This window comes from Micromonospora sp. CNZ303 (assembly GCF_004345505.1).
In genome coordinates, this window is the sequence record NZ_SLVT01000001.1 from 367205 (window position 1) to 380157 (window position 12953).

A 12953-nucleotide genomic window follows, 5' to 3' on the forward strand; every position below is an offset into this window, starting at 1 on the left:
GGCACGCCCGCCACCGCCGGGGACCGCGCCGCACCCTAGGGGACGCGGGCCGCCAGGATCAGGGGAGCGCCCGGGGCGAGCCGCTGCCCACGGCGGTCTCCGCCTCCTACGCTGTACGACGTGACACTCATCGCGACCGACTCGCTGACCAAGACGTACGGGGGTGGGGTCACCGCGCTGGCCGACCTGACCGTCGCGGTCGAGCCGGGGATCATCGGGTTGGTCGGTGCGAACGGCGCCGGCAAGTCCACCCTGATCAAGATCCTGCTCGGCCTCCTCGCCCCGACCAGCGGCCGGGTCCGGGTCCTCGGCCTCGACCCGACCACCGACTCCGCCCAGGTCCGCGCCCGGGTCGGCTACATGCCCGAGCACGACGCCCTGCCGCCGGACCTCTCCGCCGCCGAGCTGGTAACCCACCTCGGCCGGGTCAGCGGCCTGCCGCGTACGGTCGCCCGGGAACGGGCCTCCGAGGCGCTGCGGCACGTCGGGCTCTACGAGGAGCGCTACCGCCCGGTCGGCGGCTACTCCACCGGCATGAAGCAGCGGGTCAAGCTCGCCCAGGCCCTGGTGCACGACCCCGACCTGCTGCTGCTCGACGAGCCGACCAACGGGCTCGACCCGGCCGGCCGCGACGCCATGCTGGCGCTGGTGCACCGCATCGGCACCGAGTTCGGCATCTCCGTGCTGGTCTGCTCGCACCTGCTGGGCGAGGTCGAGCGGATCTGTGACACCCTGGTCGCCATCGACGGCGGCCGGCTGCTGCGCGCCGACCACATCTCCGCCATGACCTCGGCCACCGACGTGCTTGCCGTCGAGGTGAGCGAGGGCACCGACGAACTGGCCGCCCGGCTGGCCGCGCTCGACCTGCCGGTACGCCGGGACGGCCGGCTGCTGCTCGTCGAGCTCGCCGACGACGCCACCTACGACCTGATCCTCGGCGCGGTCGCCGAGCTGGACCTGCCGCTGCACCGGCTCGACCAGCGCCGGCACCGGGTGGCCGAACTCTTCGCCACGAGGGAGCCCAGCCATGCCTGAGCCGACCGGCGTCATCCACGACATCGGCTACCAGCGCTACACCGGTCCCCGGCTGGGCCGCCGGGCCGTCTTCGGCGCGCTCTACCTGCACGGCCTGCGTACGGCGTTCGGGCTGGGCCGCAGCGCGAAGGCCAAGATCTTCCCCTGGCTGGTGGTCGCCATCGTCACCGTCGTGGCCGCCGGGCTCGCCGCCGTACGCAGCCAGGTCGGCGAGTCGGTGATGTCGTACGCCCAGTTCGCCGACAACATGAGCTGGCTGGTCATCTTCTTCGTCGCGGCGGTCGCCCCCGAGCTGGTCTCGCGGGACCTGCGCAGCGGGGTGCTGCCGCTCTACTTCTCCCGGCCGCTGCCGAGGTCGGACTACCCGCTGGCCAAGCTGCTGGCGCTGGCCACCGCGCTCTGGCTGCTGCTCGGCGGGCCGCAGCTGGTGATGTTCCTGGGCGCCGCGTTCACCACCGGCGACGGCATGCGCGGGGTCTGGAACGAGCTGCTCGACCTGCTGCCCAGCCTGCTCTACGCCGGGCTCTGGGCGGCGGTCTTCGCCTCGGTCGGGCTGCTGGTCGCCTCGTCCACCGGCAAGCGGGCGTTCGCGGCTGGCGGCATCGTGGCCGTGTTCCTGATGACCACCCCGATCGTCGGCACCCTGTCGATCATGCCCTCCCAGGCGGTCAACGAGCTGGCCTTCCTCGCCTCGCCCTCGACGTTGGTGGGCGGAGTGGGCACCTGGGCGCTCGGCGACCTGCTGCTGTTCAAGGGGGAGGGCGGAGTGCCGATCGGCGACTTCGGCCCGGTCTACGCGGTCGCCGTCGTGCTGCTCGTGGCCGGCTGCGTCGCCCTGCTGATGCTGCGATACCGGAAGGTGGCCGCCCGATGACCACGATCAGCGTCGACCAGGTGGCGGGGACGCCGACCGCCGCCAGCACCCTCGACCTCGCGGGCGTCTCCCGCTGGTACGGCAACGTGGTGGCCGTCAACGACGTCAGCATGAGCCTCGGCCCCGGCGTCACCGGGCTGCTCGGCCCGAACGGCGCGGGCAAGACCACCCTGCTGCACATGATGGCGGGCTTCCTGGCCCCGTCGCGGGGGGCGGTGAGCCTGGACGGCCGGCCCACCTGGCGCAACCCCGAGGTCTACCGCCGGCTCGGCCTGGTCAGCGAGCGCGAGGCGGTGCACACCTTCCTCACCGCGTACGAGTTCGTGCTGGCCAGCGCGAAGCTGCACCGGCTGCCGGACCCGGCGGAGGCGGCCCGCCGGGCGATCGCCCTGGTGGAGATGGAGGGCGCGCAGGACCGCCGGATCGGCACGTACTCCAAGGGCATGCGGCAGCGTGCCCGGGTGGCCGCGGCGCTGGTGCACGAGCCGCAGGTGCTGCTGCTCGACGAGCCGTTCAACGGGATGGACCCGCGCCAGCGGCTGCACATGATGGAGCTGCTGCACCGCCTCGGCGACGCCGGCCGCACCATCCTGTTCAGCTCGCACATCCTGGAGGAGGTCGAGCAGGTCTCCGGCACCGTCCAGGTGATGGTCGCCGGCCGGCTGGCCGCCTCCGGCGACTTCCGCACCATCCGCCGGCTGATGACCAACCGGCCGCACGTCTTCGCCGTGCACTCCACCGACGACCGGGCGCTCGCCGTCGCGCTGATGGCCGAGGCGTCGGTGACGGGGGTCGAGCTGGGCCGCGCCGGGCTGACCGTGCGGGCCGGCGACTACGGCGCGTTCACCCGCGTCCTGCCGAAGATCGCCCTGGCGGAGGGCATCCGGGTGCGGCAGTTGGTGCCCGAGGACGAATCCCTGGAGAGCGTCTTCTCCTACCTCGTGGAGGCCTGAACCCATGTCTACCGTTTCCTGGATCACCGTGCGGGGGCTGTTCGGGCGTCGCCGGTTCCTCCTGCTGTTGCCGCTGCCGGTCGTGCTGGTGCTGCTCGCCGTGCTCTCCCGTGCGCTCGGGGTGGACCCGGGCGAGTGGGGCCCGCCGGTGCTGGTCGGCCTCGGCCTGGCCGTGGTGCTCCCGGTGGTCGCCCTGATCGTCGGCACCGGCGTGCTGGGGGCCGAGATCGACGACGGCACCGTCGTGCACATCCTGACCAAGCCGTTGCCGCGCTGGCAGATCGTGCTGCCCAAGCTGGCGGTGGCCGCCGGCGTCACCGCGGTCACCGTCGCCGTGCCGATCTACGTGGCGGGCGTGCTGGCCCACTCCGTACGGCTCGGCCTGGCGCTCGCCGCCGCCTCGGCGGTCGGCGCGCTGGCGTACTCGGCGCTGTTCGTGGCGCTCAGCCTGCTCACCCGGCGTCCGGTGCTGCTCGGCCTGGTCTACGTGCTGATCTGGGAGGGGCTGCTCGGCAACGTCGTCAGCGGCACCAAGGTGCTCTCCATCCAGCAGTACGTGATCACCCTCGCCGACCGGATGGCCCCCACCGGGCTGCTGGAGGCCGGCGTCTCGGTGCCGGTGGCGGCGGTGATGGCGGCGTTGATCAGCGCGGGCTTCACGCTGCTGGCCATCGACCGGCTCCGCTCCTTCAGCGTGGCCGGCGAGACGAGCTGACCCCCGACGGGCCGGGCCGCCCCGCCGGGATCCGGGACGCGACCTGACGGCCTCCGGGCAGCCCGACCCGGCGATGGTAGGGCTGCCCGGATGGACCGGGCCGGGCGGCTGGGCGAGGCTGACGGCGTGAGCGCGGAGACGGGGCTGGTGATGTCGCGGGAGTCCTATCCGGGTGCCGGCCGGCACTGGATGGTGAGCCTGGCAGTGGCCGGGCTGGCGGCGGCGGCGACCACCACGGCCGCGCAGGCCACCGGGCACTTCCACTGGTGGGCCAACTTCGTGCTGATCCCCGGCGCGCTGATCGCCGCCACCGGCGGGCCGCTGCTGGCCCGGGGCGGCGGGCGGGCCTTCGCCGGGTACGTGGTCGCCTGCCTCGGCGCGCTGGTGTTCGCGGTCGGGGCGCTGCTGATGTTCGGCGTGTTCGGGCGGGGCTGGCCCCTCATGGTCATCCTGCCCTGCCTGGCGGTCGCCGGCACCTACCGCTGGCGGCTGGTCCATCCGTTGGCCCGGGGGCTGCACCGGGCGGTCGCCCTGCTGGCGCTGGCCGGCGCCGTGCTGCTCGGCGGGACGCTGCAACTGACCCGCGTCGACCTGGTCGACGTCGCTGCCGCGCCGATGTGGGGCGCGTTCCTGATGCTGGCGGGGGTGATCGTGTTGGGCAACGCGGTGGAGCTGACCCGGCACCGGATGCCGTACCGCCTCCAGGCGATCACCCTGCTGGTCGGCCCCGCCGTCGTCGCCTTCCTCCTGGGTCTGCGGCTGCTGCGCGGCTGGTGACGCCCCGCCGCACGGTAGGGGGCGCGGCGGGGCGCCACGGTCAGAACGCGCAGGCGACGACGAGTTCCGGGGTGCGGTCGGGGAGCAGGTCCAGCTTGGCGATGCGGCCGGCGGCCCGGACGTCGTCGGCGATCACGGTGAGCTGTTCCAGCAGGGCCGCCGGGCCGAGCGCCTCCGCCAGCGGCACCTCCGCCTTCATCGACAGTTTCCGCTCCGACTTGGCCCGGCGCACCTGGCCGAGCGCGTCGGCGGCCAGCCGCAGCAGCTCAGGTTGGCCGGTGCCCTCGATCGCCCGGTCCACCTCGTACGTGGTGGGCCAGGTCGCGCGGTGCACCGAGCCGTAGCGCCACCACGACCACACCTCCTCGGTCACGTACGGCAGCACCGGGGCGAAGAGCCGCAGCTGCACCGAGAGCGCGGTGGCCAGCGCCGCCCGGGCGGAGTCCGCCCCCGGCCCGGAGCCGTAGGCGCGCTCCTTCACCAGCTCGATGTAGTCGTCGCAGAACCGCCAGAAGAAGCCCTCGGCGACCTGCAACGCCGCCGTGTGGTCGTACGCCTCCAGCGCCGACGTCGCGGCGGCGACCACGCCGGAGAGTTCGGCGAGCACGGCGCGGTCCAGCGGCTCGGTGGCCGCGGCCCGCAGCGCGTCGGCGGCGCCCAGCCCGAGGGCGAACTTCGACGCGTTCAGCAGCTTGGTCGCCAGCCGCCGGCCGACCTTGATCTGGGCCGGGTCGAAGGCGAGGTCCATGCCCGGCTTGCCGTTCGCCGCCCAGTACCGCACCGCGTCGGAGCCGTGCTGCTCCAGCAGCGCCATCGGGGTGACCACGTTCCCCTTGGACTTGGACATCTTCTTCCGGTCGGGGTCGAGGATCCAGCCGGAGAGCACCGTGTCCCGCCAGGGCAGCACCCCGTGCTCCAGGTGGGCGCGGACCACGGTGGAGAACAGCCAGGTGCGGATGATCTCCTGCCCCTGCGGGCGCAGGTCCATCGGGAAGACCCGGGCGAACAGGTCCGGGTCGGTCTCCCACCCGCCGGCGATCTGCGGGGTCAGCGACGAGGTGGCCCACGTGTCGAGCACGTCCGGGTCGCCGACGAAGCCGCCCGGGCGGCCCCGCTGCGACTCCTCGAACCCGGGCGGGGCGTCGATGGACGGGTCGATCGGCAGCGCGGATTCCGCCGGCGTGAGAGGCTGGGACCAGTCCGGCTCGCCAGCGTCGTCGAGCCGGTACCACACCGGCACCGGCACGCCGAAGAAGCGTTGCCGGCTGACCAGCCAGTCGCCGGTCAGGCCGCCCACCCAGTGCGCGTAGCGGTGCCGCATGTGCTCCGGCACCCAGCGCAGCTCCCCGCCCCGGGCCAGCAACTCGTCGCGCAGGCCCGCGTCGCGTCCGCCGTTGCGCAGGTACCACTGCCGGGTGGAGACGATCTCCAGCGGCCGGTCGCCGCGCTCGTAGAACTTCACCGGGTGGGTGACGGGTCGCGGCTCGCCGACCAGGTCGCCCGCGTCGGCCAGCAGCTCCACCAGCGTCCGCCGGGCGCCGTTGACGGTCTGCCCGGCCAGCGCCGCGTACGGCTGCCCCGGCACGCCGGCCGGCGGCTCGGGCAGCAGCCGGCCGTCCCGGCCGATCACCACGCGGGTGTCCAGCCGCAGTTCCCGCCACCAGGTCACGTCGGTCAGGTCGCCGAAGGTGCAGACCATCGCGATGCCCGTGCCCTTGGCCGGGTCCGCCAGCGGGTGCGCCCGCACCGGCACGTCCACCCCGAAGACCGGCGTACGCGCGGTGCCGCCGACCAGGTCGGCGTACCGCTCGTCGTCGGGGTGGCAGACCAGCGCCACGCAGGCCGGCAGCAGCTCCGGTCGGGTGGTGTCGATGAGCACCTCCCGCCCGCCCCGCCCGGCGAAGCGCAGCCGGTGGTACGCCCCGGGCCGCTCCCGGTCCTCCAGCTCCGCCTGGGCGACGGCGGTGGCGAAGCCGACGTCCCAGAGTGTCGGCGCCTCCGCCTGGTACGCCTCGCCCCGGGCCAGGTTGCGCAGGAACGCCCGCTGCGAGGCCGCCCGGGCCGCCGAGCCGATCGTCGTGTACGTCAACGACCAGTCGACGGAGAGCCCGAGCCGCCGCCAGAGCGCCTCGAAGACCTGCTCGTCGGCGACGGTCAGCCGCTCGCACAGCTCGATGAAGTTCCGCCGGGAGACCGGGGTCGGGTCCTTGCGGGCGGCCTCGCTCACCGGGGCCTCGGGCACCTGCCGGCCCGGCTCGTACGGCAGCGCCGGGTCGCAGCGCACGCCGTAGACGTTCTGCACCCGGCGCTCGGTGGGCAGGCCGTTGTCGTCCCAGCCCATCGGGTAGAAGACCGTGCGCCCGCGCATCCGCTGGAACCGGGCCACCACGTCGGTGTGCGTGTACGAGAAGACATGCCCCATGTGCAGCTCGCCCGATACGGTCGGCGGCGGGGTGTCGATCGCGTACACGTCGGCGCTGCGACCGTTCGGGCTCGGCGCGTCTGACGCCGCGCTGCGCCCCCGAACGGTCGCCTTCGCGCGGTCGAACGCGTACGTGCCGTCCTCCTGCCAGCGGCGCGCCCAGGTCTCCTCGATGCCGTCCAGGCTCGGACGTTCGGGGACGCCGGCGCGGGCCGTCCTCTCCGTGTCGGTCATCCGTCGATGGTAGGTAGTGGCCCGGGGCCGGACCACGTGGTTTCGCCCCGTGTCCGCACGCGTCCCGCCGCTCAGAGCAGGGAGTCGCGCCACTGCCGGTGCAGGGCGGCGTACCGGCCACCGGCGACGGCGAGCCGGCCGGGCGGGCCGTCCTCGACGATCCGCCCGTCGTCGAGCACCAGCACCCGGTCGGCCGTCTCCACGGTGGAGAGCCGGTGCGCGATCACCAGCGCGGTGCGGTCGGCCAGGATGGTGCCGAGGGCGTGCTGCACCAGCCGCTCGGTGGGCACGTCCAGCGACGAGGTGGCCTCGTCCAGGATCAGCACCGTCGGGTCGGCCAGGAACGCCCGGGCGAACGCGACCAGTTGCCGCTGCCCGGCGGAGAGCCGGCCGCCGCGCCGCTGCACGTCGGTGGCGTACCCGTCGGGGAGGGCGGCGATGAAGTCGTGCGCGCCGATCTCCCGCGCGGCGGCCTCCACGGCGGCGTCGTCCGCGCCGGGACGGCCGAACCGGATGTTCTCCGCGACCGTGCCGCCGAACAGGTGGGTCTCCTGGGTCACCAGCACCACGGCCCGCCGCAGCTCCGCGTCGGCGACCTCGCGCAGGTCGACCCCGTCGAGGGTGACCGCGCCCGAGAACGGGTCGTGGAACCGGGCGAGCAGCTTGGCGATCGTCGACTTGCCGGCGCCGGTCGCCCCGACCAGCGCCACGGTCTGGCCGGCCGGGACGGCGAGGTCCAGCCCGGCGACGATCGGCGCGTCCGGCCGGTAGCCGAAGGTGACCGCCCGGAAGGCGACCGCCCCGCGCCCCGGCCCGGCGGGCAGCGGCACGGGCCGCGCCGGTTCGGCCACCGCCGGCCGTTCGTCGAGCACCCCGGCGAGCTTCTCCAGCGCCGCCGTGGCCGACTGGAGCGAGTTGTAGAACTGGCTCAGTTCCTGCATCGGCTCGAAGAACCGCCGCAGGTAGAGCAGGAACGCCGCCAGCACGCCGATCCCGGTCGCCCCGCCCAGCACCCGCCAGCCGCCGTAGCAGAGCACCACCGCCACGGTGACGTTGCCGATCACCTTGATCCCCGGCGAGTACGTCGCGATCAGCCGGAACGCGTCCCGGCTGGCCCGCCGGTAGTCGTCGCTGACCGCCCCGAAGATCTGCTGGTTGCGCGGCTCCCGCCGGAACGCCTGCACCGCCCGGATGCCGCGCATCGACTCGACGAAGTGGACGATGACCAGCGCCACCGTCTCCCGGGTGCGCCGCCACGCGTCCGCCGACGCCCGCGCGAACCAGCGGCTCAGCAGGATCAGGAACGGGAACGCGAGCAGCGTCACCGCGGCCAGCGGTACGTCCAGCCAGAGCAGGATGCCGGCGACCGACAGGATCGACAGCACGGCCAGCACCAGGCCGTCGATGCCGCCGCCGACCAGTTCGCCGATCGAGTCCAGGTCGCTGGTGAGCCGGGACACCATCCGGCCGGAGGTGTACCGCTCGTGGAACGCCACCGACAGGCGCAGGAAGTGTGCGTACACCCGCTGGCGGAGGTCGAGCAGGACGGCCTGGCCGATCCGCGCGGAGAGGGTGAGGAAACCCCGGCGGGCGGTGTACTCGACGGCGGTGGCGACGGCGAACCCGGCGGCGACGACCAGCAGCGGGCCGGGATCGCCGGCCCGCAGCGGCGCGATCGCCCGGTCGATGCCGAGCATCACCAGGTACGGCCCGGCCATCGCGGCGGCGTTCTGGCCGAGCAGCAGCGCGACGGCCAGCGCGAGGCGGCGCCGGTGGGGGCGCAGCAGGTCGCGCAGCAGCACCCGGCTGCGGGCCCGGAGCCGGGCCACCGCCTCGGGGTCGGTGTCCTCGGCGCGGCTGCGGTCCGCGTCCGGGTCGGTGGCGACGCCGCGCCACCGGGCGAGGTCCGCCCCGCTCGTGGGGCCGGCGGTGTCGCCGGTCACGAACGCACCAGGCCGCGGTCGCCGGGCGGCGCGGGGGTGGGCTCGGCGGAGAGCACCGCGCGGTACGCCGGCACGGCGGCGAGCAGCTCCGAGTGCCGCCCGACGGCCGTGATCCGGCCCTCCTCCAGCAGCGCCACCCGGTCGGCGAGGGCGATCGTCGAGGGCCGGTGCACGACCAGCAGGGCGGTGGTGGTGCGGAGCACCCGCTTCAGCGCGGTCTCGACCAGCGCCTCGGTGTGCACGTCCAGGGCCGACAGCGGGTCGTCCAGCACGAGCAGAGCCGGCCGGCCGAGCACCGCCCGCGCCAGCGCCAGCCGCTGCCGCTGCCCGCCGGAGAGCGACAGCCCCTGCTCGCCGACCCGGGTGGCCAACCCCCACGGCAGCTCGTACGCGAAGTCGGCCTGGGCGAGGGCGAGCGCGGCGCGGACCTCGTCCTCGCCGGCCTCCGGCCGGCCGAGCGTGAGGTTCTCCCACACCGACATGGAGAACAGCGTCGGCTCCTCGAAGGCGACCCCGACCAGTCGGCGCAGGGCGGACAGCCGCAGCTCGCGCAGGTCGTGCCCGTCCAGGGTGATCCGCCCGCCGGTGGCCTCGTGCAGCCGGGGCACCAGGGAGAGCAGGGTGCTCTTGCCGCAGCCGGTCGCCCCGACCAGGGCCACGGTCTCGCCCGGCTCGACGGTCAGGTCGATCTCCCGCAGCACCGGCGCGGCGGTGCCCGGGTAACGGAACGAGACCCGCTCGAAGCGGAGCCACCCGCGTACGTCGGCGCGGCGCAGGGCGAGCGCGTGCGGGGCGTCCACGACGGCCGGCGGGGTGTCCAGCACCTCGCGTACCCGGTCGGCGGCGGTGGCGGCCTCCTGCCCGTTGGCGATGATCCAGCCCAGCGACTGCACCGGCCAGATCAGCATCAGCTGGAGGCTGACGAAGGCGACCAGTTCGCCGATGGTCAGCACCCCGCCCGCGGCGGCCGCCGCACCGGCGACCAGCACCACGCCGAGGGTCAGGTTGGGCACCAGGTCGAGCAGGGCGGAGGTGCGGGCCAGCAGCCGGCCCTTGCCGACCCCCGTGTCGTGCAGCGCCCGCGCGCCGGTCGCGAAGCGGGCGGCGAGTTCCGGCCCCCGCCCGTACGCCTTCATCGTGCGCAGCCCCTGCGCGGTCTCCTCGACCAGCGTGGCCAGGTCGCCCTGCTGGTCCTGCATCCGCCGCGAGGCCGCGTGGTAGTGCCGCGCGAAGCGGCGACTGATCAGGAACAGGGGCACGGCGCTGCCCGCCACCAGCAGCCCCAGCGCGGGGTGCAGCCGGATCAACAGCGTCACCACGGCCAGGTAGGTCACCAGGTTGAGGATCAGGAAGAAGAGGCCGAAGCTGAGGAACCGGCGCAGCACCGACAGGTCGCTGGTGACCCGGGAGAGCAGTTGGCCGGACTGCCAGCGGTCGTGGAAGCTGGTCGGCAGCCGTTGCAGGTGGGCGTAGACGTCCTCGCGGATGGCCGCCTCGATCCGCATCGAGGACGACGACTGCACCCAGCGCCGGATGAAGATCAGCAGCGCCTCGACCAGGCCGAGCAGCAGCGCCAGCCCGGCCAGCCGGAACAGCCCGGCCGGGTCCTGCCGGGCCACCGGGCCGTCCACCACCCGCTGCGCGACCAGCGGTACGGCGATGCCGGCCCCGGTGGCGGCGAGGCCGGCGAGCAGCAGCCAACCGAACTCGGCCGCGTGCGGGCGCAGGTAGTGGCGCAGCCGCCAGAGGCTGTGCAGCGGGTGCCGGCCGGCCTCGACCCGGGAGGCCGGGTTGCCGTCACCGTCAGGCACTACCCGACGGTAGCCTCAACGGGGGCCGCGCAGGTGTCGGCTTCCCGTCATCGCCGCTCGTGCCCGAGAAGCCACTTCTTCACGTCCAGCCCCCAGCGGTAGCCCCCGAGCGTCCCGTCGGTACGCAGCACCCGGTGGCAGGGGACGAACAGGGCGGCGGGGTTGCGGGCGCAGGCCGCCGCGGCGGCCCGTACGGCGGCGGGGCGGCCGGCCAGCCCGGCGAAACCGGTGTAGGTCACCGGATCGCCCGGCTTCACCTCGCGCAGCACCTGCCAGGCGTGCGCCATGAACGCGCCCCCCGTGTGCTGCTCCACCGGCACGGCGTCGATCGCGGCCAGCTCGCCGTCCAGGTAGGACGCCACGGCGACGCTGACCGGGCCGAGGTCGGCCCGGTGCCGCAGCGGCGCCCGCAGGGCCGGATGCACCAGGGGGAGCAGGCTCTCCGGGTCGCCGGTGAAGCCCGCCGCCCGGACCGCGCCGTCCGGGCCGGCCACGATGCTGAGCGGCCCGGCGGGGGTGTCGATGACGGTGCTGTCGTTCATGCTCATGCTGCTCTCCAGAGTCGGATCACCGCGTACGAGCGCCAGGGGCGCCAGCGGTCGGCGTACGGGTCGAGGGTCGTGGGGGCGTCGGGTAGGCCGAGGGCTGCGGCGCCCCGGCGTACGGCGAGGTCGGTGGGGAGCAGGACGTCCGGGTCGCCGAGGGCGCGCATCGCCACGTAGCCCGCCGTCCAGGGCCCGATCCCGGGCAGCGCCAGCAGCCGCCGGACGGTCTCCTCACGGTCCCCGCCGGGCGCCAGGTCCAGCGACCCGTCGGCGACGGCGCGGGCCAGCCCGCGGATCGTCTCCCGCCTCCCGGCCGGCATCCCGAACACCTCGTCGGGCATCCCGAGCACCTCCTCGGCGCTCGGAAACCCCCGCAGCCAGTCCGCCCGCCCGGACGCCCGGTCACTTCCCGCGCCCTCGGCCGGTCGATCAAGAGGTTTGGGCTTTCGGGAGCGCTCACCGGGTGCCCAGACCTCCTGATCGACGCCGGCGGAGCCGGGGGTGGGGCCGGGGGTGGGTGGGGGCAGGTGGGCCAGGAGTCGGGTGAGGGTGGTGCGGGCCGAGCGGACGGAGACCTGTTGGCCGACGATCGCGCGTACGGCCATCTCGAAGCCGTCGACCGAGCGGGGGAGCCGGATGCCCGGCTCGGCGGCGACCACCCCGGCCAGCGCCGGGTCGGCGGCCAGCGTGCCGTCGACGGCGGTCGGGTCGGCGTCGAGGTCGAGCAGGCGACGGCAGCGGGCCACGGCGGGGGCGAGGTCGCGCATGTCGGTCAGCCGCAGCGTCGCCGTCACGTGCCCGTCCGCCGGGGTCAGGGCCGCCTCGCCCGCGCCGTGCGGCAGCCGCAGGCCCCGCCGGTACGTCCCGTCGCGCACCTCCTCGACGCCGGGCAGCGCGCGCAGCGCGAGGAAGTCCAGCAGCGCCTCCGCGTGCAGCGGCGGGCGGTACGCGAGCCGCAGCGTGATCGTGCCCGCCCCGCCCGGCGCGGGACACCGGCGGCCGGCGGCGCGCAGCTCGGACGGGGCCGCCCCGAACACCTCCCGGACCGTGTCGTTGAACTGCCGCACGCTGCCGAACCCGGCGGCGAACGCGACCTCCGCCATGCCCAGCCCGGTGGTCTCGATCAGGGTGCGGGCGGTCTGCGCGCGTTGCGCCCGGGCCAGGGCCAGGGGACCGGCGCCCATCTCGGCCCGCAGCATCCGGTGCAGGTGCCGTTCGGTGTAGCCGAGCCGGGCGGCCAGCCCCGGGATGCCGTCGCGGTCCACCACCCCGTCGGCGATCAGCCGCATGGCCCGACCGACGACGTCGGCCCGTACGTCCCACTGCGGGGAGCCCGGGGCGGCGTCCGGCCGGCAGCGCCGGCAGGCGCGCAGCCCGGCCGTCTGGGCGGCGGCGGCCGAGGGGAAGAACCGGACGTTCTGCCGCTTCGGCGTCGTCGCCGGGCAGGACGGCCGGCAGTAGATCCCGGTCGACGTGACGCCGGTGTAGAACCAGCCGTCGAACCGCTGGTCGCGGCTGTCGACCGCCCGGTAGCACCGCTCGAAGTCCAACTCCACGTCACCGATGATGCCCCTGCCCGGCGCCCCTGGCTCGCGGAAATCGGACGTGGCCGTGCGGGCCTGAACGGGACGCCCGGCGCCGAAA

Annotated in this window: 9 protein-coding genes and 2 pseudogenes; 5 read left to right on the plus strand and 6 right to left on the minus strand. The window is 74.8% G+C overall.

Annotated features, from left to right (window positions below):
* Positions 1–120 precede the first annotated feature (120 nt).
* From EV374_RS01800 to EV374_RS01820, 5 genes are all read left to right on the plus strand, one after another.
* The gene (locus EV374_RS01800; protein WP_132231009.1) at positions 121–1035 is read left to right on the plus strand and encodes an ABC transporter ATP-binding protein; all 915 of its coding nucleotides are present in this window, start codon (positions 121–123) and stop codon (positions 1033–1035) included.
* Positions 1028–1909 (plus strand): ABC transporter permease, encoded by an 882-nt coding sequence (locus EV374_RS01805; protein ID WP_132231010.1) that lies wholly within the window; start codon positions 1028–1030, stop codon positions 1907–1909. Before EV374_RS01800 ends, EV374_RS01805 begins: the two co-directional genes overlap by 8 nt.
* Positions 1906–2862, plus strand: coding sequence for an ABC transporter ATP-binding protein (locus tag EV374_RS01810; protein ID WP_132231011.1), 957 nt, complete (start codon positions 1906–1908; stop codon positions 2860–2862). Before EV374_RS01805 ends, EV374_RS01810 begins: the two co-directional genes overlap by 4 nt.
* A 4-nt stretch (positions 2863–2866) precedes the next feature.
* The gene (locus EV374_RS01815; protein ID WP_132231012.1) at positions 2867–3577 is read left to right on the plus strand and encodes an ABC transporter permease; all 711 of its coding nucleotides are present in this window, start codon (positions 2867–2869) and stop codon (positions 3575–3577) included.
* Between the two features lie 126 nt (positions 3578–3703).
* Complete coding sequence (locus tag EV374_RS01820) at positions 3704–4354, plus strand: hypothetical protein (RefSeq protein ID WP_486485524.1); 651 nt, start codon at positions 3704–3706, stop codon at positions 4352–4354.
* Positions 4355–4394: 40 nt separating this feature from the next.
* Here EV374_RS01820 and valS read toward each other — a convergent pair whose 3' ends face one another.
* The 6 genes and pseudogenes from valS to EV374_RS01845 form a co-directional block, all read right to left on the minus strand.
* Positions 4395–7010 carry a valine--tRNA ligase gene (gene valS / locus EV374_RS01825; protein WP_132231013.1) on the minus strand — a complete coding sequence of 872 codons (2616 nt, stop codon included), beginning with the start codon at positions 7008–7010 and terminating at the stop codon, positions 4395–4397.
* A gap of 71 nt (positions 7011–7081) precedes the next feature.
* Positions 7082–8953: an ABC transporter ATP-binding protein gene (locus EV374_RS01830; protein WP_132231014.1), complete on the minus strand. Its 1872-nt coding sequence runs from the start codon at positions 8951–8953 to the stop codon at positions 7082–7084.
* Positions 8950–10764 (minus strand): ABC transporter ATP-binding protein, encoded by a 1815-nt coding sequence (locus tag EV374_RS01835; protein ID WP_132231015.1) that lies wholly within the window; start codon positions 10762–10764, stop codon positions 8950–8952. The genes EV374_RS01830 and EV374_RS01835 overlap by 4 nt, the downstream gene beginning before the upstream one ends.
* 47 nt (positions 10765–10811) lie before the next feature.
* Positions 10812–11312 carry a methylated-DNA--[protein]-cysteine S-methyltransferase gene (locus EV374_RS01840; RefSeq protein WP_132231016.1) on the minus strand — a complete coding sequence of 167 codons (501 nt, stop codon included), beginning with the start codon at positions 11310–11312 and terminating at the stop codon, positions 10812–10814.
* Positions 11309–11686 (minus strand): annotated as a pseudogene (locus EV374_RS33175) (DNA-3-methyladenine glycosylase family protein); the annotation flags it as partial. The pseudogene EV374_RS33175 and the gene EV374_RS01840, both read right to left, overlap by 4 nt.
* A gap of 144 nt (positions 11687–11830) precedes the next feature.
* A pseudogene (locus tag EV374_RS01845) lies at positions 11831–12865 on the minus strand (bifunctional transcriptional activator/DNA repair enzyme AdaA); the annotation flags it as partial.
* Positions 12866–12953: the final 88 nt, after the last annotated feature.